The 24353-nt window shown below is 30.6% G+C and carries 20 protein-coding genes; 15 read left to right on the top strand and 5 right to left on the bottom strand.

All coding sequences use genetic code 11. The annotated features are described in order from the left end of the window. From mnmG to glmU, 10 genes are all read left to right on the top strand, one after another. Positions 1 to 1899, top strand: coding sequence for a tRNA uridine-5-carboxymethylaminomethyl(34) synthesis enzyme MnmG (gene mnmG, locus BPEN_RS00010; RefSeq protein ID WP_011282557.1), 1899 nt, complete (start codon positions 1 to 3; stop codon positions 1897 to 1899). 717 nt (positions 1900 to 2616) lie between these two features. Further along, the gene (atpB, locus tag BPEN_RS00015; RefSeq protein ID WP_011282558.1) at positions 2617 to 3426 is read left to right on the top strand and encodes a F0F1 ATP synthase subunit A; all 810 of its coding nucleotides are present in this window, start codon (positions 2617 to 2619) and stop codon (positions 3424 to 3426) included. Positions 3427 to 3465: 39 nt separating this feature from the next. Next, positions 3466 to 3705 carry a F0F1 ATP synthase subunit C gene (gene atpE / locus BPEN_RS00020; protein ID WP_011282559.1) on the top strand — a complete coding sequence of 80 codons (240 nt, stop codon included), beginning with the start codon at positions 3466 to 3468 and terminating at the stop codon, positions 3703 to 3705. A gap of 59 nt (positions 3706 to 3764) precedes the next feature. Then, positions 3765 to 4247 carry a F0F1 ATP synthase subunit B gene (gene atpF, locus BPEN_RS00025; RefSeq protein WP_011282560.1) on the top strand — a complete coding sequence of 161 codons (483 nt, stop codon included), beginning with the start codon at positions 3765 to 3767 and terminating at the stop codon, positions 4245 to 4247. Continuing rightward, positions 4248 to 4793 (top strand): F0F1 ATP synthase subunit delta, encoded by a 546-nt coding sequence (locus BPEN_RS00030; RefSeq protein WP_011282561.1) that lies wholly within the window; start codon positions 4248 to 4250, stop codon positions 4791 to 4793. It begins immediately after the preceding gene. 37 nt (positions 4794 to 4830) lie between these two features. Beyond that, complete coding sequence (gene atpA / locus BPEN_RS00035; RefSeq protein WP_011282562.1) at positions 4831 to 6372, top strand: F0F1 ATP synthase subunit alpha; 1542 nt, start codon at positions 4831 to 4833, stop codon at positions 6370 to 6372. 32 nt (positions 6373 to 6404) lie between these two features. Beyond that, the gene (atpG, locus tag BPEN_RS00040) at positions 6405 to 7271 is read left to right on the top strand and encodes a F0F1 ATP synthase subunit gamma (RefSeq protein WP_011282563.1); all 867 of its coding nucleotides are present in this window, start codon (positions 6405 to 6407) and stop codon (positions 7269 to 7271) included. A 30-nt stretch (positions 7272 to 7301) separates the two neighbouring features. Continuing rightward, positions 7302 to 8690, top strand: a complete 1389-nt coding sequence (atpD, locus tag BPEN_RS00045) for a F0F1 ATP synthase subunit beta (RefSeq protein ID WP_011282564.1) — start codon at positions 7302 to 7304, stop codon at positions 8688 to 8690. 37 nt (positions 8691 to 8727) lie between these two features. After that, positions 8728 to 9162, top strand: coding sequence for a F0F1 ATP synthase subunit epsilon (locus BPEN_RS00050; protein ID WP_011282565.1), 435 nt, complete (start codon positions 8728 to 8730; stop codon positions 9160 to 9162). 131 nt (positions 9163 to 9293) lie between these two features. After that, on the top strand, positions 9294 to 10682 hold the full coding sequence (glmU, locus tag BPEN_RS00055; protein ID WP_011282566.1) for a bifunctional UDP-N-acetylglucosamine diphosphorylase/glucosamine-1-phosphate N-acetyltransferase GlmU: 1389 nt from the start codon (positions 9294 to 9296) through the stop codon (positions 10680 to 10682). Positions 10683 to 10912: 230 nt separating this feature from the next. Here glmU and mnmE read toward each other — a convergent pair whose 3' ends face one another. From mnmE to rpmH, 4 genes are all read right to left on the bottom strand, one after another. Beyond that, positions 10913 to 12325 (bottom strand): tRNA uridine-5-carboxymethylaminomethyl(34) synthesis GTPase MnmE, encoded by a 1413-nt coding sequence (mnmE, locus tag BPEN_RS00060; protein WP_011282567.1) that lies wholly within the window; start codon positions 12323 to 12325, stop codon positions 10913 to 10915. A gap of 74 nt (positions 12326 to 12399) precedes the next feature. Then, a complete protein-coding gene (yidC, locus tag BPEN_RS00065) occupies positions 12400 to 14316 on the bottom strand; it encodes a membrane protein insertase YidC (protein ID WP_011282568.1) in 1917 nt (638 codons plus the stop codon). Then, positions 14295 to 14642, bottom strand: a complete 348-nt coding sequence (gene rnpA, locus BPEN_RS00070) for a ribonuclease P protein component (protein WP_011282569.1) — start codon at positions 14640 to 14642, stop codon at positions 14295 to 14297. The genes yidC and rnpA overlap by 22 nt, the downstream gene beginning before the upstream one ends. A gap of 23 nt (positions 14643 to 14665) precedes the next feature. Beyond that, positions 14666 to 14818, bottom strand: coding sequence for a 50S ribosomal protein L34 (rpmH, locus tag BPEN_RS03285; RefSeq protein ID WP_011282570.1), 153 nt, complete (start codon positions 14816 to 14818; stop codon positions 14666 to 14668). Positions 14819 to 15160: 342 nt separating this feature from the next. On the opposite strand from rpmH, the gene dnaN reads away from it, so the two are divergent. The 3 genes from dnaN to BPEN_RS00085 all read left to right on the top strand — a co-directional run bounded on the left by dnaN (position 15161) and on the right by BPEN_RS00085 (position 19611). Beyond that, positions 15161 to 16264 carry a DNA polymerase III subunit beta gene (dnaN, locus tag BPEN_RS00075; protein WP_011282571.1) on the top strand — a complete coding sequence of 368 codons (1104 nt, stop codon included), beginning with the start codon at positions 15161 to 15163 and terminating at the stop codon, positions 16262 to 16264. A gap of 310 nt (positions 16265 to 16574) precedes the next feature. Then, the gene (gene gyrB / locus BPEN_RS00080; protein ID WP_011282572.1) at positions 16575 to 18989 is read left to right on the top strand and encodes a DNA topoisomerase (ATP-hydrolyzing) subunit B; all 2415 of its coding nucleotides are present in this window, start codon (positions 16575 to 16577) and stop codon (positions 18987 to 18989) included. Positions 18990 to 19200: 211 nt separating this feature from the next. Further along, on the top strand, positions 19201 to 19611 hold the full coding sequence (locus tag BPEN_RS00085) for an Hsp20 family protein (RefSeq protein WP_011282573.1): 411 nt from the start codon (positions 19201 to 19203) through the stop codon (positions 19609 to 19611). A 153-nt stretch (positions 19612 to 19764) separates the two neighbouring features. On the opposite strand, the gene BPEN_RS00090 is transcribed toward BPEN_RS00085, so the two are convergent. Then, a complete protein-coding gene (locus BPEN_RS00090) occupies positions 19765 to 20772 on the bottom strand; it encodes an AI-2E family transporter (protein ID WP_011282574.1) in 1008 nt (335 codons plus the stop codon). A 445-nt stretch (positions 20773 to 21217) separates the two neighbouring features. Here BPEN_RS00090 and glyQ point away from each other — a divergent pair, with 445 nt between their 5' ends. Further along, positions 21218 to 22132, top strand: a complete 915-nt coding sequence (glyQ, locus tag BPEN_RS00095) for a glycine--tRNA ligase subunit alpha (protein ID WP_011282575.1) — start codon at positions 21218 to 21220, stop codon at positions 22130 to 22132. Between the two features lie 23 nt (positions 22133 to 22155). Beyond that, positions 22156 to 24243: a glycine--tRNA ligase subunit beta gene (gene glyS / locus BPEN_RS00100; protein ID WP_011282576.1), complete on the top strand. Its 2088-nt coding sequence runs from the start codon at positions 22156 to 22158 to the stop codon at positions 24241 to 24243. The last annotated feature ends 110 nt before the right edge of the window (positions 24244 to 24353 follow it).

Here is a 24353-nt window from a genome sequence, read left to right on the forward strand (position 1 = left end):
ATGTTCTATCCCATTCATTTTGACGTTATTGTTGTTGGAGGAGGTCATGCTGGGACAGAAGCAGCTTTGGCTTCTGCTAGGATGCAATGTAATACGCTTTTGATTACTCATAATATTGATACTCTTGGACAGATGTCTTGTAATCCGGCCGTTGGTGGCATAGGGAAAGGACATTTAGTGAAAGAAATTGATGCGATGGGTGGATCGATGGCTTATGCTATCGATCAATCAGGAATTCAATTTAGAGTACTTAATAGTAGCAAAGGAGCTGCTGTTAGAGCAACACGTGCTCAGGCAGATAAAATATTATATCGTCAAGCAATACGTAGTATTCTTGAATATCAAAAATTTTTGTTGGTTATTCAAGCGTCAGTAGAAGATTTAATAGTTAGTGGGAACAAGATTGTTGGAGTAATTACTCCAAAATTAGGAATGAAATTTAGTGGTACGTCTGTTGTGTTGACAACCGGAACCTTTCTCAATGGTAAGATTCATATTGGGATGAATAATTTTAGAGGAGGTCGATCTGGAGATTCGGAGTCATCGTCATTGTTATCAGAGCGATTGAAAGAATTGTCTTTTCAGATTAGTCGGTTAAAAACGGGTACTTCTCCTCGTGTGCATACCAAAGGGATAAATTTTGGTTCTTTACGTGCACAATATAGTGATGATCCCATTCCTGTGTTTTCATTTATAGGATCTACAAAACTACATCCTACGCAGGTGCCTTGTTATATTACCCATACTAATAACAAAACACATGAAATAGTTAGATCAAATTTATATCAGAGTCCTATGTATACAGGTTTAATAAAAGGAATAGCACCTCGGTATTGTCCATCTATAGAAGACAAAATAACTCGTTTTTCAGATCGTAATGCTCATCAAATTTTTTTAGAACCTGAAGGTTTGACAACACCTGAAGTATATCTTAATGGTATTTCTACTAGCTTACCTTTTTGTGTACAAATGCAAATGATTAAATCAATTCAGGGATTAGAGAATGCTTGTATAATTAGGCCAGGTTATGCTATTGAATACGATTTTTTTGATCCTCGTGATTTAAAATTAACATTAGAGAGTAAAATTATTTCTGGATTATTTTTTTCTGGTCAAATTAATGGTACTACTGGTTATGAAGAAGCAGCTGCCCAAGGATTATTGGCCGGAATTAATGCAGCTAGGTTTTCCAAAAATAAAGAAGGATGGTACCCTAGAAGAGATCAGGCATATTTAGGGGTGCTTGTAGATGATCTCTGTACACATGGAACAGAAGAACCTTATCGTATGTTTACTTCGCGTGCTGAATATCGTCTGTCTTTACGTGAGGATAATGCTGATTTAAGATTAACTGAAATCGCGCGACAGTTAGGTTTGATAGATGAGTCACGGTGGAAAGCTTTTTGTTGCAAAAAAGAAAACATTGAAAAAGAACGTCAGAGATTACGTAATACTTATATTTTCCCGTATAGCTCAGATGTTGCACAATTAAATAATTTTCTTAAAACACCTTTAACACATGAAACAAATGGCGAAGATCTTTTGAGAAGGCCAGAAATTAATTATAAAAAGTTATCTCAACTAAGTACTTTTAGTCCATCTATATTGGATCGTCAAGTATTCGAGCAAATTGAAATTCAAATAAAATATGAAGGTTATATTCGTCATCAACAAGAAGAAATAAAGAGACATATTTATAATGAAAATACATTGTTACCGACTGATATAGATTTCAATATTGTTTCTGGATTATCTCAGGAGGTCATTGACAAACTCAATAATTATAAACCTTATTCTATTGGGCAGGCTTCTCGCATTTCTGGTATCACTCCTGCGGCTATTTCTAATTTATTGGTTTGGTTAAAAAAACAAGGTTTGTTAGAGCATAATACATGCTAATCTGTTGAATAATGTATTTTCTATTAATCAAGGTATTATTTAATTTCCTATATAGGGTGTTTGTGATTGTTACAATATGGAGAGAGTTGATCGTGTAGAAAACCGGTATATTTATGTCTTTTCCAATAATAATTTTATAGAAATAATAATAGTAATTAGATTATTATTTTAATGGGTTTGTTATGTATGGCATTATTTTTAATATTATACGGTTGTTTATACGTATCTAAATTTGCGCTTTGAATTTTTTTGAAAATAGGATTATACTGAACTTTTAGTTGTATACAAGTGTATTATTTCATATTTTTGAATAAATATACGTGCTGTACTAATGGTTATTAATTACAAGATAAATTACTTGTCGACCGAACTATAGTTCGGTCGTGTGTTTGTTTCTGTAAGTTGTAACATATTATGTGAAATTTACTAATTAATTCATAGTGTCATTTTAATTCTCTTTTATTGCATTAGTATATGGTTGTGTAAAAAGAGAGAGAGTGTTCTTGTTATTTTCTATTAGTACTAATTTTTTAAAAGTTGATGCAGGCACTGTCGTTCTTTTCGGATACAACATCATTGTAAGTTATATATAAAAATGATTTAGAATTTCGACATGTTAGTGACAAGTTGTATATCGAGGTTGTAATGTTGTATTATACAAGAACATTGTAAAATATTTATAGTATATTGCAGCCAATATTTTTTGAAAGGTGGTTTATGTCAGGAATCAAAGGCACTTCCCAAGAATATATTGGACATCATTTATATCATCTGCAATTTGATTTAAGTACTTTTTCGTTAGTGAGCTCGGAGAATACTTCTTCATTCTGGGTATTAAATGTAGATTCGATGTTTTTTTCAATATTATTGGCTACTTTATTTTTATTAATTTTCGGTCGTTTGGCTACAGTGGCAACTTATGCGGTTCCCACAAAACTGCAAGTGTTTATTGAGTTAGTAATATTGTTTATTGATAGCAATGTAAAAGATATGTTTCATGGTAAAAATAAACTAATTGCGCCATTATCTATGACGGTTTTTGTTTGGATTTTTTTAATGAATACCATGGATTTATTTCCCATAGATTTATTTCCTGCTATAGCTAAATTGTTAGGATTACCTGCTTTACGTGTTGTGCCGTCTGCCGATGTGAATATCACTTCTTCGCTAGCTTTAAATGTATTTGTACTTGTTATGTACTACAATATTTACGTTAATGGCGTTCATGGTTTTATTAAAGGACTGATGTATCATCCATTTAATCATCCAACATGTATTCCTATTAATTTTATTATTGAAGTTGTTAGTTTGTTATCTAAACCAGTATCACTTAGTCTTAGATTATTTGGCAATATGTATTCTGGTGAGTTGATTTTTATTTTGATATCTGGTTTATTACCATGGTGGGGACAATGGGTTTTAAATTTACCATGGGCTATTTTTCATATTTTAGTCGTTACATTACAGGCTTTTATTTTTATGGTTTTAACGGTGATTTATTTATCTACAGCCCATGACTCCTGTTAAAATGAATCATGTAATACAGAAGATTGCAGAGAGGTTATTATGGAACATTTAAATTTTGATATGTTATATATTGCTGCAGCAATAATGATGGGATTAGCAGCAATTGGAGCGGCTATCGGTATTGGCATCTTAGGTAGTAAATTTTTAGAGGGGGCTGCACGTCAACCAGATCTCATTCCGATCCTTCGAACTCAGTTTTTTATTGTTATGGGATTGGTTGATGCAATACCAATGATTACTGTAGGTCTTGGTTTGTATGTGATGTTTTCTGCGGTTTAACAATGAAAATTAATTGCATGTATTTATTATATTGATTATTAAATATCAGGATTTGCGCTGTGAATCTTAATGCAACAATATTAGGTCAAACTATTTCATTTGTTTTGTTTGTTTGGTTTTGTATGAAGTATGTGTGGTATCCATTTATATCTATTATTGAGAAACGCCAAAAAGAAATTTCTGATAATTTAGTTTCTGCTACTCATGCCAAAACAGAATCTGAGCGTGTCAATGCTGAAGCTTTGCTTTGTTTGAGACAGGCTCGGGTCAAAGCTCAAGAAATTATAAAACAAGCAAATAAATGTAAAATGCAAATAATTAATGAAGCTAAACATGAAGCTGAAAAGGAGCAAAGTAGAATTTTATCTCAAGCGCGAGAACAGATTATTTATGAAAGAAAACGTGTTACTGACGAATTAAGAAAGCAAATTAGCGAACTTGTAATTGAGGGTACAGAGAAAGTTATAGAACATTCTATAAATGAAATGATTGATATAGATCTTTTAAATAATATTATTAATACGTTGTCATATAAGGATTAGATGTCTAGTATGCTTGTGGTTGCGCGTACGTATGCTCAAGCTATATTTGATATAGCTGTAGAACAGAAAAATATAAACAAGTGGAAATCAGTTCTTGATTTATTTTCTGAGATTAGTCTAAATAGACTAGTACAATCTTTATTTTTTAGATGTTTAGAACCAAAAAGATTGTCAGATATATTTATTGCTATTTGTGAAGATTACCAAAAGAAACAAGTTGATACCTTCAGTAAAAATATAATCTATATTATGGCGGAAAATAATCGTTTATTATTATTACCAATTGTATTTAAAGAGTTTACTTATTTATGTTCTATATATGTTCATACTGTAGAAATAGAAATTATCTCTGCTTGGCCTTTGAAGTATAATCAGCTGAAAAAAATTACTGATATAATGGCTAAACGTTTATCTAAAACAGTGAATCCAGTACACAAAGTAGATAAAGATATATTGGCTGGTGTAATTATTCGTATTGGAGATACTGTGATTGATGGAAGTATACGTGGACGTATTTTTCGCTTAAATCACGTACTACAATCTTAATATTTTAACAGTAGTTAAAAGGTATAAACAAAAGATTATGCAATTAAATTCAAATGAAATTAGTAAATTAATTAAGCGACGTATTGCCCAATTTGATATAACGTGTGAGATTCGCAATGAAGGTACTATTACTGCTGTAGGTGATGGAGTAATCCATATACATGGATTAACTAATGTCATGCAAGGTGAAATGATTGCTTTGCCATCAGATCAGTTTGCTGTAGCATTGAACTTAGAACGTGATTCTGTCGGTGCTGTAGTTATGGGTTCATATTTAAATTTGTCTGAAGGAATGGTGGCAAAATGCACAGGAAATATATTAAGAGTGCCAGTAGGAACAGCGTTGTTGGGAAGAGTAGTCAATGCATTAGGGGTTCCTGTGGATAATAAAGGAGTCATACAATGTTCCTGTTATTTTCCGGTAGAAGCTGTTGCTCCTAGTGTAATTGATCGCAAATCAATAGATGAACCTATTCAAACAGGATATAAGTCAGTCGACTCTATGATACCTATTGGACGTGGTCAACGTGAATTAATTATAGGAGATCGTCAAACTGGAAAATCTGCATTAGCAATTGACGCTATTATTAATCAGCGTTATAGCGGGGTTAAATGTATTTATGTTGCTGTTGGTCAGAAGGCAACAACTGTAGCTAATGTTGTAAAAAAACTAGAAGAACATCGTGCATTGTCTAATACTATTGTGGTTATTGCATCTGCTTCTGAATCAGCTGTATTACAATATTTAGCTCCTTATTCTGGATGTGCTATGGGAGAATATTTTAGAGATCTCGGGGAAGATGCATTAATTGTATATGATGATCTTTCTAAACAAGCTATTGCTTACCGTCAAATTTCTTTATTACTACGACGTCCTCCTGGGCGTGAAGCATACCCAGGGGATATATTTTATTTACATTCTCGTTTGTTAGAACGAGCTTCTAGGGTTAGCTCTGACTATGTGGAGCGGTGTACTCACGGAAAGATAACAGGAAGAACTGGTTCATTAACTGCAATACCTATTGTTGAAACTCAAGCTGGAGATGTTTCTTCGTTTATTCCGACTAATGTTATTTCTATTACTGATGGTCAGATTTTTTTAGAATCTCATTTATTTAATTCAGGAATTCGTCCTGCGGTAAATCCAGGTATTTCGGTATCGCGAGTTGGAGGATCTGCTCAAACTAATATCATGAAGGTATTATCTGGAGGCATTCGCACTGCTTTAGCTCAATATCGTGAATTAGCTGCTTTTTCTCAATTTGCTTCAGAACTAGATGATGTTACTCGAAAGCAATTGCAGCATGGTCAAAAGGTAACTGAATTATTAAAACAGAAACAATATGCACCTATGGCTGTTTCATGTCAATCCATCATTTTGTTTGCAGCAGTGCATGGTTATTTAGAAGATGTTGAGGTTTCAAAAATAAGTGATTTTGAGTCTGCATTAATATTGTATATGACTTATACGGAAAAGGAGCTGATTAAAATAATTGATCACGATGGTGTATATAATATTGATATTGAAAATAAATTTAAAAGTATTCTTGAGACTTTTAAATCAAATCAATCTTGGTAAACTCAAATGCGTTATCGTTGTGGAATAGGAATATGTCTGGTCTGAAAGAAATACGCGGGAAAATAGATAGCATTCGCAATATACAAAAAATTGCCAAGGCTATGGAGATGATTTCTGTTGCTAAGATTTATCAAACTCAGAGACGTATGTTAATAAGTAAACCATATGCGGAAACTATTCGTAAAGTAATTGATCATATTTCTTCAGGGACATTAGAATATAAACATTCTTATTTTTTAGAACGAAAAATTCAATCTGTTGGTTACTGGGTAGTTTCGACAGATAGAGGATTAGCAGGAGGGTTGAATATTAACTTACTTAAAACATTATTGTATGATTTTAACAAATGGAGTAACGAGGGAATAACGATTAGATTAGCTATTATTGGGTCAAAGGGCGCTTCTTTTTTACGCTCCATAAAGCAAACAGAGATAGTCAGTTGTGTTTATGGAATTGGAGATGCTCCTAAAATGTCAGCTCTAATTGGGTCTGTGAGAGTAATGTTGCAGTTGTATGATAATAACCAGATAGATAGATTATATTTAGCGTATAATAAATTTATTAATACCTTAACTCAGAGTCCTCAGATTTTACAGATTCTACCAATCATTTCCTCAAAAAACTCTATATTACAAACTAAATATTGGGATTATTTATATGAACCTGATTCTAAAGTTTTGTTAAACAGTTTATTACAAAGATATATTGAATCACAAGTTTACCAGGGAGTAGTAGAAAATTTAGCTAGTGAACAATCTGCTCGAATGATGGCGATGAAGACAGCTTCAGATAATGGAGAAGTTATTATTAATGATTTAAAGTTATTTTATAATAAAGCTAGACAAACTAAAATTACAGAAGAACTTACAGAAATTGTTTCAGGAGCTTCTGTAATATAAACTTAAAAGATAGTTAGAGGTATAATTAATATGAGTTCTGGAAAAATTGTCCAGGTTATTGGAGCGGTGGTTGATGTTGCGTTCAATCAAGATGTGGTACCGACTGTATACCATGCACTTGAGGTGCATATTGATAGTTTTAATAAAAAGTTAATATTAGAAGTAGCGCAACAATTAGGTGGAGGTATAGTACGTTGCATTGCAATGGGTAATACTGATGGATTACGTCGTGGGTTAGTAGTAATTAATTTAAAACACTCTATTGAAGTTCCGGTAGGAAAAGAAACTTTAGGTCGTGTAATGAATGTATTAGGTGAACCAATTGATATGAAAGGACCAATTAAAGAAAAAGAAAAGTGGTCTATTCATAGATCTGCTCCACTTTATTCCGAATTATCTACTGACCAAGATCTTTTAGTGACTGGTATTAAAGTAATTGATTTAATGTGCCCGTTCTCTAAAGGAGGAAAAATAGGTCTTTTTGGAGGAGCAGGAGTTGGAAAGACCGTAAATATGATGGAACTTATTCGTAATATTGCCGTAGAACATTCTGGTTACTCAGTGTTTGTTGGTGTTGGGGAGCGCACTCGTGAAGGTAATGATTTTTATAACGAAATGATAAACTCTGATGTTATTAATAAAGTTGCTTTAGTATATGGTCAAATGAATGAACCGCCTGGAAATAGATTACGTGTGGCTTTGACTGGTCTTACTATGGCGGAAAAATTTAGAGATGAAGGACATGATGTATTGTTATTTATAGATAATATATATCGTTATACTCTTGCTGGTACTGAAGTTTCTGCATTATTGGGACGTATTCCATCGGCGGTAGGCTATCAATCTACATTGTCAGAAGAAATGGGTATTTTACAAGAACGTATTACTTCTACAAGTTTAGGATCAATTACTTCTGTGCAAGCAGTGTATGTTCCTGCAGACGATCTTACAGATCCATCTCCTGCTACTACTTTTTCGCATTTAGATGCAACTATAGTTTTAAGTCGTCAAATTGCTGCTCTTGGTATCTATCCTTCGGTAGATCCATTAGATTCTAATAGTCAACAATTAAATCCGCTGATTGTAGGGCAAGAACATTACAATGTGGCTCGTGATGTAAAGTCTATCCTTCAACGTTATCAAGAGCTTAAAGATATTATTGCGATTTTAGGTATGGATGAATTATCAGAAGAAGATAAATTAATAGTATTACGTTCGAGAAAAATTCAACGGTTTTTATCACAACCTTTTTTTGTTGCTGAAGTATTTACTGGATTCTCTGGTGTATATGTTTCTTTAAGAGATACTATTCAAGGATTTAAAGAAATCATAGAAGGAAAATATGATCATATTCCAGAGCAAGCATTTTATATGGTAGGCACTATAGAAGAGGTTATAAAAAAAAATAAAACGCTTTAAATTTTTTATTTTATTGATAAAAGGTCTGGATATCAGAATGTCTGAATGTACTTATTACTTAACTGTTGTTTCTGTTGAAAGAGAAATATTCTCTGGCGTAGTTCGTAAAATTCAAGTAACAGGTATTGAAGGTGAAATGGGTGTTTTTCCAGGTCATACTCCGTTACTTACGTCGATTAAGCCAGGAGTATTGCGTATAGTAAAATCACATGATAATGAAGAATATATATATATATCTGGAGGTATACTTGAGGTTCAAAGAAATATAGTGACGATATTGGCGGATACAGCCATCCGAGCGGAAGAATTAGATGAAAAAAAAGCCAAAGAAGCTAAACATGAAGCTGAAAAACATATTAAGAATTATCGCCATAGCTCTGATATAGATTATATTAAAATAACTTCAGATATATCTAAAGCTATTGCAAAACTTAGATTAATGGAATTAACTAAAAAAAATAAGTATATGTAACTAGTAATAATATTTCTATTTGTTGTATAAATAATTTTTCTGTTTATGTATATGTAGTTATATGTTTAATGTAATAAAAATAGTTTATAACCAAAAATAAGAATCACAAAAAATATATAAAGATAAAGATTATGTCGTATATTAATTTCAGCGCGATTATCCTTGCTGCCGGTAGAGGTAATAGAATGTTGTCTGATACACCAAAGGTGTTGTACCAAATTGGTGGTAAGTTTATGTTACAACATTTGATTGATTCTGTAATGCAGGTAGGTGTGAGCTCCATATATGTAGTGCATGGATACAAAGGAGAAATGATAATAAAAGAAATTAATACGAATCAATACAAAATTCCTGTATATTGGATATTGCAACATGATCTTACTGGGACTGGAGATGCTGTTCAGAGAGTGTTACCTTTCATCAGTGATGACGAAGAAGTTCTTGTTTTATATGGTGATGTTCCTTTTGTTTCTTATAAAACATTACAACGATTGCATGTCATTAAATCCCAATGTGATATAAGTATGTTAACTGCTACACTACCTAATCCAAAAGGATATGGGCGTATTGTTCGGAACCAGGAAGGGAGTGTTGTTAGTATCATAGAACATGATGACATCATTAATGATGATCAAAAAAAAATTAAAGAAGTTAGTACTGGTATTTTTATTGCTATTTCTAATCATTTAAAGTGTTGGTTAAGCACATTAACAACTCATAAGTCAAAAAATGAATTTTATTTAACAGATATAATTCAGATAGCTCATCAATCAGGTTACAGTATACATACCATGTGTCCTGATGATACATTTGAGATCATGGGAGTAAATAGTAAATCAGATTTCGTTGATTTAGATAAACAATATCAACAAAGAAAAGTACAATGTTTATTATCATCAGGGTTGATGATTATTGATCCAAATAGGTTTGATTTAAGAGGAACGTTAGTACATGGGAAGGATGTGTACATTGATATAAATGTGATCATTGAGGGGCATGTTTCTTTGGGGAATAGAGTTAAAATAGGAGCAAGTTGTATATTGAAAGATACGATAGTTGCCGATGATGTAGAGATATACCCATTTTCAATAATTGAAAATACAACAATAGGTTTCCAAAGCAAAGTTGGACCATTTGTTCGGTTGAGACCAGGAACTGAATTAAAAGAAAAAAGTCATGTGGGAAATTTTGTAGAAATAAAAAATACCCGATTGGGAGAGCAATCCAAGGTTAAACACCTTAGTTATTTAGGTGATGCAGAAATTGGTAATCAAGTAAATATCGGAGCTGGCACTATTATTTGCAATTATGATGGCATGATGAAACATCAAACTATTATTGGTGATGACGTTTTTATTGGAGCTGATAGTCAGCTGGTAGCTCCAATCACTATTGGAAAAAATGTAACTATTGGAGCTGGAACTACAGTAACTCGAGATGTGGCAGCTAATGAAACTATTATTAGTAGAATACGACAATTTTCCATTTTAAATTGGAAGCGATTAAAAAACAAAAAATAAAATTATTTTTTGTTTAAGAATTATTCGCCAATCAAACATTATATAAACATAGCTTATTCAGAAATTATTTCTTTCTATATCTTTATCAAAGTGTATATGTTGGTTTGCATGTGTAGTCTATTCATTATTAATCTATAACCTATATGTAATTATAGCAAAAAAAAACGATTTCATTCTTGAAATTTATATTTATAAAATATTATAAAAATTATTTATAAGTTCATAAATCATCATTTTCCAATACAGAATGTAGAGAATATTCTTTTTAATAAATCATCAGGAGTAAATTTTCCAAAAATTTTGCTTAATTCTTTATGTGCTAATCCAAGATCTTCAGCAAAAAGTTCATTAATTGACATAGTAGATAATAGTTGTGTTTGGGCAGAAAAAAGGTATTTAGAAGATTTTTCAAGTGCATTTAAGTGACGTCTACGCGCAATGAAATTTCCTTGATTTTCAGAAAGATTGCTTTTGCAATCTTGCTGTATTTTAGACTTGATATTATTACTTAAATATTCTTGTAATAAGTCTGTTCCATCATTAAATAAAGCCGATAACGTGATAATTGTATAATTATTTATTATACTAATTCCGATTTGATTTTTGGTTAAATCAGATTTATTATGTATAATTGTGATAGGGGTTTTTTTATTTTTACAAAACAGCACTTTTTCTACATGTTTTAATGTGATATCATTTTCCTTATTTGTTACATCGTTAGGATCAATTACCCATAATATATGATCTGCGTTACTTAATTCTTCCCATGTACGTTTCATCCCAATTTGTTCTATTTCGTTATCGCTTTTTTTTTGTAGCCCAGCAGTGTCAGTAATATGGAATGCTATTCCATTTAATTGGATATACTCATGCAATGTATCTCGTGTGGTTCCGGATATCGTACTGATAATTGCTCTATCAATGCCAACTAATGCATTAAATAAACTAGATTTTCCAGCATTTGGTTTTCCAGCAATTACTATTTTTATCCCTTCACGGAGTAAAACACCGTGATAGGTTGATTTATACATTTTTTGTACATCGCTTATGATGTTCCTCAATTTTTTTTTTATATCTTCATATGGTATGATACTAATTTCGTCTTCTGAAAAGTCAATAGATGATTCTGCGTACATGCGTAGATTAGTAAGTTGTTCTAATATTATATATATTTTACGAGAGAAAATTCCTTGTAAAGAATTTGATGCTGATTTTGCAGCCTGATATGAAGTAGCATCGATAATATCAGCTATTGCTTCTGCTTGTACAAGATCTATTTTGTTATTTAAGAATGCTCGTTTGGTAAATTCTCCTGGATGTGCTATTCGAATATCAGAAGATGTTTTTAAAATACGTTCCAATAATATATCTAGGATTATTTGACCTCCATGTCCATGGATTTCTAGTATGTTTTCCCCGGTAAAAGAATTTGGTTCAGGAAAAAACAAGGCTATCACTCGTTCTAATATGGATCCGTCCGTGTCCAAAAAAGGTAAATATTCTGCTTTTCTGGGATTTGGTATTTTTCCTAACAATTTAGGAGCAATTTCAGGAACTGATTTTCCAGATATTCGTATAATTCCAATACCTCCACGGCCTGGAGGTGTGGAAATAGCAACCACTGTATCTATTGTATAGTTCATAATTTTTATTATACTTTAAAACATATTATAATGCGAAGATATACTTGAGTTATAAATTTTTTTGAATATTTTTATTAGTTATTTTTATTGTATAATCCTCGTTTTTCTAGTTCTTGATAAATCATGTATTGTTGAATAATGGTGATGATATTGCTTGCTATATAATATAATACTAAACCAGATGGGAACCATAAAAAAAATATAGTAAAAATGATTAACATGATAGTCATCATTTTTTTCTGTATCGCATCAGTAATTGTAGTCGGCGACATTTTTTGTATAAAAAACATAGTAATTCCCATTAATATCGGTAATATGTAATAAGGATCCTGAGCAGATAAATCATGAATCCAGAAAGCAAATGCAGCGTGCCTTAATTCTACAGAACCTGATAACATATAATATAAAGCTAAGAATATTGGCATTTGGATTAATAAAGGTAAGCATCCCCCCAATGGATTCACTTTTTCTAACTTATATAATTCTATAGTTTTTTGATGGTATTGATACTTATCATGTTTATATTCTTCTTGTATTATAGACAATTTAGGTTGTAGCATACGTATTTTTGCCATAGAAGTATATTGTGCTTTAGTTAAAGGATACATGATTAGACGTATAATTAATGTTATTATAATAATAGATATTCCCCAATTTTCTATGTAACTGTAAATAAAGCTCAATAATTTAAACAATGGTTGAGAAATAAACCATAACCATCCGTAGTCAACTAATAGATCTAAATTTGGAGCTATTGCTTTCATTTTTTCTTGAATTTTTGGACCTATCCATAATATAGATTGGAATGTACCTGTTTCTCCTATCGGGAGATCTATTGAATTAGATTGAAAACCTATAGAAGCGCTATTATTGTTATGGTAGGTAGTATAAAATGTATTATTCCCTTGAGTAAGGGGAATCCAAGCTGTCGCAAAATATTTTTGTGACATTGCTATCCAACCTTTAGAAGTATTAATTTTTAAATTCATATTTTTTATATCTTTAAAGCTGTATTTTTGATATTTTTTTTTATCAGTAGAGTATGCTGATCCTCGATAGGAGTATAAAGGAAAATTATCTCCGTTATCGCTGTTATTATGTGATTTGGGATAATGTTCGGATTGTACTATATTACCAAATAACTTAATTTTTAATGGATAAGTGCTCATATTATTTACGGTATAGAATACATATATAGAGTAATCATTTCTATGAAAAATATAATTCTTAGTATATGTAATCCCATCGGAAGCGTAATGCGTTAAAGTTAATTGTAATTTATTTTCATTTTTTGGTATGATATATAAACTTTTATCAGTTGCGGTAGTGTATATAAATTTTTTATTATATGACCGGCCCGGTATGTTTTCAGTTATTAGCCCGCTGTTTGTTTGATATGTAAATGCTTGTGATGTACTTAAGAGATGAAAAGGTTCTTTAGAATGTAAATTCTCTAAATAATTCACGAGATATGCCTCTTCAATATCTCCCCCATAAGTATTTATTTTGAGTAACAACACATCTGTTTTTACTGTAATCACATGATTTGTATGATGTACATATTTTATTGCATCATTATCTTCAGAACGAATTAATGGATATGTATTTTCATGTATATTTATTTTTTGAATATTAGTTCTCTGATGATATTCTGTTTGCCATATCTGCCATAGTATAAACGACATAATTAAAAAAGCTATCACAAAGAAATTACGTTGCGAATCCATGTTGATTATGTCCTGAATATGTGAATGTGAATAATATTTAAAATCTTCATTGTTATTTAAAGTTAAAGGATGGCATTGCAATATACGAATACATGTCATCCAGATACCTCGTAACACCCCGAATTTATGTATTGATTCCACCCCATATTGAGAACATGTTTTTTGAAAACGACAATGATGGCCCAATATAGGACTGACACTGACTTGGTATCCATATATCAGCCATATTATGCTTTTTTCTATTAACACAAATGGTGATACCATAATTTTTCGAGTTCTTGTATCAATGTTTTATTTTTGTAATAAATAATCTCTTTTGAGCGAATAGTTAGAACAAAGTCTTTAGCTAATAAGTTATGTTGACATGTACGAAAAGTTTCACGAATATGTCTCTTTATTCTATTGCGTTCATGAGCATACTTAACATATTTTTTTGAGATAGCTAGCCCAATACGAGGATACCCTAATCGATTGGATCGACTGAACAAAGTGATTCCAGTTGTTTTGACGCGTTCTGGCTTTTGAAATACAAAAATAAACTCATTTAAATTTAACAAGCGTGCCCGTTTAGGTAAAAATTTTCTATTCATTTGGTTGCTGCACTAATAAAATTTTAGTGAATATTTAAAACAGATACAACCAATCGAACGCGCCCTTTAGACCTACGCCTTGATAATATTTTACGGCCTTGTCTTCTTGACATTCTTACTCTAAACCCGTGCGTTCTATTGCGTTTTAATATGGAAGGCTGAAAGGTGCGTTTCATATTTACATTCTTGTGTATTTATTTGATAATGAGAACAAAATTATTTAATTATTGCTATCTAATTATTAGATGCTGATAATTGAAACTCATATTATAGGATATAGTATATAAAGTCAAAATATTTAAAGTTTGTTTTATCATATTTGATAATAATTATTTTCTTAAGAATAGCACTAATGGAGGTAATTACTTGCATGGATATGTTATTCAGTTTTTAATGCGTTAATGTGTTTATGTTTCAATTTTACATATTATACTATCGCGATATGTGTTTGAGATTTTTAAAGTGATATCACATTGTTATGTGATTATTTAAAATGTTGTCTTTTACTGAGTTTGGTTATGAATTTTGTAATAGATAGGAAATTATTATATCAATCTTTGCAAAAAGTAGTGGGCATTCTTAGCGGACGCCCGAGAATGCCCATATTAACTCATGTGTTATTAGAAGTGAATGATAATTGCTTATGTATTACTGCTACGGACTTAGAAATAGAGATAACAGTTCGCGTTATATTACAAGATAAATATCCCATTGGGTCTGTGATAGTACCAGGGCGTAAGTTTTTTGAAATTTGTCGTAGTTTATCTGAATCATCAAAAATCTCCATAGTATCAAAAGACAAAAAAATGATTATTTGTTCTGGATGTAGTAAATTTTATTTATCTACGTTTTCTTCGTTAGATTTTCCTAAATTAGAAAAATGGGGCAATAATCTAAAATTAGTTATATCCCAGGCTATTTTAAAAAAAATGATTGAATTAACTCAATTTTCTATGGGCCATCAAGATGTACGTTATTGCCTAAATGGGATATTATTTGAAACTAAAGAACATATTTTGCGTATTGTTGCGACAGATGGACATCGATTAGCAAGTTGTGAAATAACTATGGATTTATTATTACCCAATCAATCATCGATTATACCTCGTAAAGGAGTTATCGAAATCTTACGTTTGTTAAACGTTAAAGAAAAATTAGTTAATATTCAAACAAATAGTAATAATCTCCGAATGGAGACAGAGAATTATACTTTTACTTCTAAATTGATTGATGCTGTGTTTCCAAATTGTCATGATGTTTTTATAAAGCGTTCAAAAAATGTTTTGGAAGTAGAATGCGGTATTTTGAAGCAGGCTTTAAAACGTGCAGCTATTCTTGCAAATGAAAAACTTCGTATCGTTCGATTTACATTAATTACTAATCAATTAAAAATAACCGCGCATAATTTTGAACATGAAGCATCGGAAGAAATTTTAGACGTTTTATATTCAGGAAAGAGTATTAAAATATCTTTTAATGTAGATTATTTGATCGATGTTCTTCAGGTAATGGATACTCAGTTTTTACGGTTTTATTTGACAGATGAAATATCCAGCGTGCAAATTGAGAGTACCGAGAAATGTCATGGAGCAACATATATCGTCATGCCAATTCGGATATAATAATGATTTACAGATTGTAACCTAACATGTATTTTAATGTTATCAAATGTGATTGAATTGATAGCACGCAGTAACAATAATACTAGAACATATAAATTAATCTACGTGATTATATATTTAAAAATTAAAAAATGTAGGTCAGTATACTTTTCTTATGAAAATAAATATTTGTGTCATAAGAAATAATTATGTATACATGTATGCGTGTATATTTGGTAAATGTAATAGTTCGATTGGAGTTATCTTTGGTTATATGTATTTTTGAAAAAATTAGTTCATATTATATGTGTATTTATACAGGAATAAGATCATGTTGAGTGCTTATGATTCTTCAAGTATTAAGATCTTAAAAGGGTTGGATGCAGTACGAAAACGTCCTGGGATGTATATTGGAGATACTGACGATGGAACAGGATTGCACCACATGGTATTTGAGGTAGTAGATAATGCTATTGATGAAGCTATTTCGGGGTATTGTAAAAAAATAGTAGTAATAATTCATCAGGATCATTCAGTATCGGTTCAGGATGATGGACGCGGTATTCCCACGGGTATACATGAAGAAGAAGGAGTATCTGCGGCTGAAGTTATTATGACTATATTGCACGCTGGAGGTAAATTTGACAATAGTAATTACAAAGTATCAGGAGGATTACATGGTGTTGGAGTATCAGTAGTAAACGCATTGTCGGAGAGATTAGAGTTAGTAATAAAAAGAGATTTTAAAACCTACAAACAGGTTTATTGTGAAGGAAGACCGTTATCACCTTTAGAAATTATAGGCGATAGCAAACATAGTGGCACCATAGTGCGATTTTGGCCAAGTCTTAAAACGTTTACGGGTAAGACTGAGTTTCAATATGATATTTTAGCTAGACGTTTTAGAGAATTATCATTTTTAAATTCTGGAATCGTAATTATTTTGCGTGATTGTCGTAACAATAAAGAAGAAAATTTTCATTGTGCAGGTGGAGTGAAAGCTTTTGTAAAATATTTGAGTGTCAATAAAACACCAATTCATCCTAATATATTTTATTACTTAGGTAATAAGGGGGAAATTAGTATAGAGGTTGCATTACAATGGAACGATAACTTTCAAGAAAAGATATATTCTTTCACTAACAATATCCCTCAACGGGATGGAGGGACTCATTTAGCAGGATTAAGAGCTGCTATTACAAGAACAATGCATTTTTATATGGATAAAGAAGGATATAATAGAAAAGTTAAGGTTGTAACCATAGGAGACGATGCTAGAGAAGGACTTGTTGCTATATTATCTATTAAAATACCGGATCCAAAATTTTCTTCTCAAACTAAAGATAAATTGGTGTCATCAGAGGTGAAAACTGCCGTTGAGTCATTAGTTTATGAAAAGTTAATAGAATTTTTTTTAGAAAACCCAATAGATTCTAAGAATATAATAAATAAAGTTATAGGGGCTGCTCGTGCTCGAGAAGCAGCGAGAAAAATTAGAGATTTGACACGTCGTAAGGGTTTGTCAGAGTTTTCAACACTTCCAGGTAAATTAGCTGATTGTCAAGAAAAAAATCCAGTTTATTCTGAACTATATTTGGTAGAAGGAGATTCTGCTGGTGGTTCTGCAAAACAGGGTAGAAATCGTAAAAATCAAGCAATATTACCGCTTAAAGGGAAAATCTTGAATGTAGAAAAAGCACGTTTCGATAAAATGTTGACTTCTCAAGAAGTAATGACATTAATTACTGCTCTTGGATGTGGCATTGGTCCAAATGAATATAATCCAGATAAATTGAGATACCACAATATCATAGTCATGACGGATGCAGATGTTGACGGCGCGCATATTCGGACTTTGTTATTGACTTTTTTTTATCGCCAGATGCCAGAAATTATTGAAAGAGGACATATATTTATCGCGCAACCTCCTTTATATAAAGTTCAGAAAGGACGCCAAGAACGATATCTTAAAGATGAAGAGGCAATGAGTAAATATCAAATATCAATAGCAGTAGGAAGTTCTCGTTTTTACATTAATCCTGATACGCCTCCTTTGAAAGGAAAAATATTGGAACAATTAGTTTTTGAATATTATTTAATACAAAAAATTATTGTTCGTATGGAACATCAATTTCCCAAGATACTATTGAATAGATTAATTTATCATTCAGTTTTATCTGAGGAACAATGTTATTGTTATGAAAGCGTTAAAATATGGATGAGATCTTTAGTTGACTCTTTGAGTAGTTTTGAAGAATATGGCAGTAGTTACGATTTTGTTATTTTAAAACATCATGAGAATGAATATTTTGAACCCATATTACGGATACGAACATATGGAATCAACATAGATTATGTATTAAGTATTGATTTTATTAAAAGTCATGAATATAAAAAACTAGTATCTTTTGGAATGCAAATGAATGAATTGTTTCTTTCAGACGCATATATAGAATATGGGATATATCGTAAACAGGTACATTCTTTTGATCAAGCAATGGAATGGCTTATGCAAGAATCTAGAAAAGGATTAGTAATACAACGTTATAAAGGATTAGGTGAAATGAATCCAGATCAATTATGGGAAACAACTATGAACCCAAAAAACAGATGTATGTTGCGTGTCACAATAAAAGATGCGATAGAAGCTGATCATTTATTTACCACACTCATGGGTGATTTAGTTGAACCAAGACGTGCATTTATTGAAAAGAACGCGTTAAAAGCAACAAATGTAGATTACTAAATTATAAAGATAATTTTTTTTATATGAATTTTATATAGAAAAATGGTTTCGTGAGTCAATAGATTGTTATTATGTAATTATGTATTGATATTATAGGCGCAAATTGTATTATAATACAAGTGGGTGATATTAGAGTGAAAGATATAGTAATTAAACCTTATTTATTTTTGTATTCATAAAAATTAGCAAACACTTGATTAGGAGTATTATTATGCATAATTTTGATTTTTCTCCGTTGTATGGCTCTGTCATTGGATTTGATAGATTAGTGAATTTTTTGGAGATTGGACAAAATAATGGAAATTATCCACCTTATAATGTTGAATTAGTTAGCGAACACAAATATTGTATTTCTATTGTAGTAGCCGGTTTTACAAATAGTGAGTTGGATATTACAATGCATGATAATATGTTAGTAGTAAAAGGAATACATATTGATTCTCATCAAAATTCTAAAAATTATTTGTATCAAGGCATTACTGAGCATAATTTTGAAAGAAAATTTCAATTATCTGAACATATTCAAATAACAGGTGCAAATTTGGAATATGGAATTCTTTATATACATTTAGAAAGAATTTTACCAGATACATTAAAACCAAGGCGTATAGAAATTAAATAGGTGAATTTATTGTTATATTTATTTGCTAAAGTGCGCGATAGTCAAGCCGGGCTTTATTAATTGTATATATATGGAGCTCGGTTTTTTTTTGGTAATTTTTCGATGTTTAATTAGTCATTAGTTACTTATATGTATAAGTTTTATACTAAAATATTAGATTAATTTTTTCGAACGTAGTTCATTTTTTAGATAAGCATAAAAAATTGGGGCTGCTATTAAGCCTTCTAATCCAAATATTGATTCTAGTAAAAGCATTGAAAGTATTAATTCCCAAGGGTTAGCATTGATTTTATTTCCAATAATTTCGGCATTCAGAAAATATTCTAACTTATGAATTAATATTAAATAAATGAGCATCATTACTCCGATACTTAATGAGATGGATAAAGCTGCAATAGTAATCATAATATTGGAAATAAGATTACCAATAATTGGTAACATACCAAAAATAAAAGTAATGACAGTTAAGGTCTTTCCTAATGGTAAAGATTGCCCAATTAATGGTAGTAAAACAAAAATTATAATAGATGTTAACAATGTATTCACTGAAGAAATTTTAATTTGAGCAAAAACAATGTTACGAAACGCCCTAGAAAGATTATATATACGTTCTGATAATTGAGTAATAAAAAATGTATCATGAGTGTGTTGTTTTGTAGATTTGGAACAAGATACTAAAACACCAACTACTACTCCTACTAGTAAAGCAATAAATCCGTGTAGGAAAGTATGCCCCATATTTCGAATAAGAATTAAGTTTGACTCAATCCAATTAAATATTTGATCTTTTAGTTCTTCGGTAGTATTTGGTAAAAAAGAGGGTAAAAAATCAGGAAGTCTTTTTTTAAAATCAGAAAAAATTCTATTAATTTCAATAGAAATAGTAATTTTATTAATATCTTCTGTGAAAAAATTAGTACAATTAATAATTCCTATAGTTATAACAATAGATATACTTATAATAATGAATGCTACTGCAGCCCCTCGAGCACGATTTATTCCAATAAATCGTTCAAAGTAAGACGCAAAAGATACTATAATTTCATAAGTTAAAAATCCAGAAAAAAAACAAGGAAATAAACCTAATGGTATTACGATCATTATAAAAATAAACATTATTAGATAAGAAATTATTATAATTGGTGTTTCTTGGGAAATCATTGTTATACCCTAATGCATGTAGAATTTCTGCAATATGCAATTCCTTATCAATATTAAGGACAAAACCATGGTGTTCATTACATATGAATGTGGATTGTTTACTTCGTTTATATAGCATATTTATAAAACCGATGTAGAATCAATATGTTTTAAATAATTTATTTTAAAAATATCTCGTAATTATATATATGTTTAGAAAAAATAATATCTATTTTGATAGATATAAAAATGTAAGTATTGGTATTTTATAATGCTCTATACATGTATAATGCATACTGATTTTTTAATTTAAAATATTTTTAGTTACATGATAGCAATTATTTTCTATAAACATAGATTCAGTTTTCATTATATTATAAATATTATTAATAATAATTCATGAATAGTTGTTATTATCGTAAATAGATGTGGAACCACAATGATCCTTTAAAATAGATAAAATAAAATGTACGATAACAATGATGCAAAAACTTTTCAAGGACTAATACGGGCATTAGAAAGTTATTGGGAAGGTTGCGGTTGTATTATAGCTCAACCATTAGATATAGAAGTTGGAGCGGCTACTTCACATCCTATGACTTTTTTTAATGCTATTGGCCCAGAACCTGTCGCTGCCTCTTATGTTCAGGTATCTCGCCGACCGATGGATAGTCGATATGGTTACAATCCAAATAGATTACAACAATATTATCAGTTTCAAGTAATTATAAAACCTTCTCCAAAAAATATGCTGCAATTATATTTAGATTCTTTAAAAAAAATTGGATTAAATCACATAAAAAATGATATTTTTTTTGTTGAAGATAATTGGGAAAACCCTACGCTTGGAGCATGGGGATTAGGTTGGGAAATTTGGTTGAATGGTATGGAGATAACACAACTTACTTATTTTCAGCAAATAGGCGGATTAGAATGTAGACCTGTTACTGGAGAAATAACCTATGGTTTGGAACGCTTATCTTTATTCCTGCAAGGAGTAAATCATGTTTATGATTTGATTTGGAGTTATAGTTCATTAGGACCTGTTACGTATGGAGATTTATTTCATCAAAATGAATTGGAACAATCAATTTATAATTGTGAGCATACGGATATTGAATTTTTATTTAAAATTTTTAGTCAATATGAAAATGAGATAAAATATTTAATCACTATGACACGACCATTGCTTATGCCAGCATATGAACGAGTTTTAAAAGCAATACATATTTTTAATTTATTAAATGCTAGGAAAGTAATTTCCATTACAGAAAGAAAAAATTATATTTTACGTATTCGCAAATTATCAAAAATGATAGCAGAAGCTTACTATGCATCTCGTAAAAAATTAGGATTTCCTATGTGTATGAGGAAATTATAATATAATGCAAGGATAATTTTATAATGAAAGTATGTACTTTTTTAGTAGAGATTGGTACTGAATCGTTACCATCTAAAATTTTAAAAAAATTAGGAAAAGACTTTTTTTATCAAATTATTAGTGGGTTTAAAAAAAATAATTTTGTTTACGATAAGGTTAATTGGTTTGCATCTTCATGTCGTTTAGCAGTCAAGGCTAATTTAATAATAAAAAGTGATTTTAATACTAATATTGCATGTGTTGATCAATCAGATACTGGTGACACATATGATAAATATATTAACAATACAGATACTCAAATCAATCATATAGTTAATAATATAAATATTAGAAGTGGTGTGTGCGTGAATAATGTTCAAAGAACATTGGAATGTGATACAAATATAGTAATACATAAAAATTTAAAATATTTATTGTGTAAAATTATTAGTTCCGCTTTAGAAAAATTAAATAATTATGAAATGATGCGTTGGAGTGACATAGATATTCCATTTATTCGACCTGTTCGTACTGTGACTATATTGTTAGATACATATCTTATTCCGGGTTATTTTTTTGGAATGAAAACAGATCGGGTATTGTATGGCAATAGATGTATGGAAGACGATAAAATTACTCTTGAACATGCAGATCATTATCCAGATGTTTTGATTAAAAACGGTTGGGTAATAGCAGATTACGATATACGTAAAAATATTATATGTTCGGAGATAGAAAAAGAAGCTAGAAAACTTGGGGGAGTTGTAGATGTTCAGGATGAAAAAATTTTGTTAGAAGAGGTTACTTCGTTAGTTGAATGGCCTGTAATTCTTTCTGGCCAATTTAATAATAAATTTTTGGTATTACCACGCGAAGTAATACTTCATATTATGAAATACGATCAAAAATATTTTCCGGTGTATAATGTTATCGATGGAGTTTTATTACCGTATTTTATTTTCGTATCGAATACGATTTCAGATAACTATAAGAAAATTATTGCTGGACATGAAAATGTGATAATTCCACGTTTAATGGATGCAGAGTTTTTTTTAATGCAAGATAATAAATGTCGTTTGGAAGATTATATACCTAAATTAAATTCTGTGCTATTTCATAGCAGGCTTGGTACTTTGCGTGATAAAAGTTGGCGTATAGCAGAATTATCTGGATGGATTGCTGAAAAAATAGGTATAGATATAGAACAGACAAAACGCGCTGGGTATTTGTGTAAGTGTGATTTAATGAGCAATATGGTATTTGAGTTTCCTTCAGCTCAAGGAACTATCGGTATGCATTATGCTCTCCGTGATGGTGAGTCAGAAGAAATAGCATTAGCACAAAAGGAACATTATCAACCACGTTTTTCTAAGGATACACTTCCTACTACTCATATTTCTTGTGCTGTATCTATCGCAGATAAAATGGATACTATATCAGGTATATTTGGTGTGAAAGAGTTACCGAAAGGTAATAGAGATCCGTTTGCTTTAAAGAGATCTGCAATTGGAATTTTACGTATTCTTATGTATAAAAAATTACCAATAAATTTGTTTGATCTAATACAAAAGTCAGTAAAATTATATGGTTCGCAATTAATTAATACGACAGTTATTAATGATATTCATCATTTTATGTATAATCGTTTACTTTCCTGGTATTCCTCGAGAGGTTATAAACTAGATGTTATTAAAGCAGTTTTAAGTGTTAAATCTGATAGCGTAGTAGATATCGATGCCCGAATACGAGCAGTTACTGATTTTTTTGGATTACAAAAAGAGGAAAATGTTAAGGTAAATTTAATTTATAAACGCATATCTAATATACTATTAAAAAATAAAATATCTTGTAATGAGGATGTGCAACATTTTTTATTAAAAATACCAGAAGAAATATGTTTAGCCATGGAGGTGATTTTGATAGAAAAGAGGCTACAGGTATTGTGCATGCACCATCGTTATTATGATGCACTAACTATTGCTATAACAATAACAAGCGCAGTAAATGCATTTTTTGATAATGTTATAATTATGGATGAAAATGAAGATGTAAGAATTAATCGATTAACCTTGCTAAATAAGGTTAAAAATTTATTTTTAAGGGTAGCGGATATTTCTTTATTAAAATTTTAAATATACGAATATACATCTCAAGACACTTACGGATTGAGATTTAGAAAGTGGTCATAAGTTTTACATGAATGTTAAAAAATCTGACCACTTTAGTTAATTAACAAGCATTT

The sequence above is a fragment of the Candidatus Blochmanniella pennsylvanica str. BPEN genome, assembly GCF_000011745.1.
Taxonomy (GTDB): Bacteria; Pseudomonadota; Gammaproteobacteria; order Enterobacterales; family Enterobacteriaceae; genus Blochmanniella; species Blochmanniella pennsylvanica.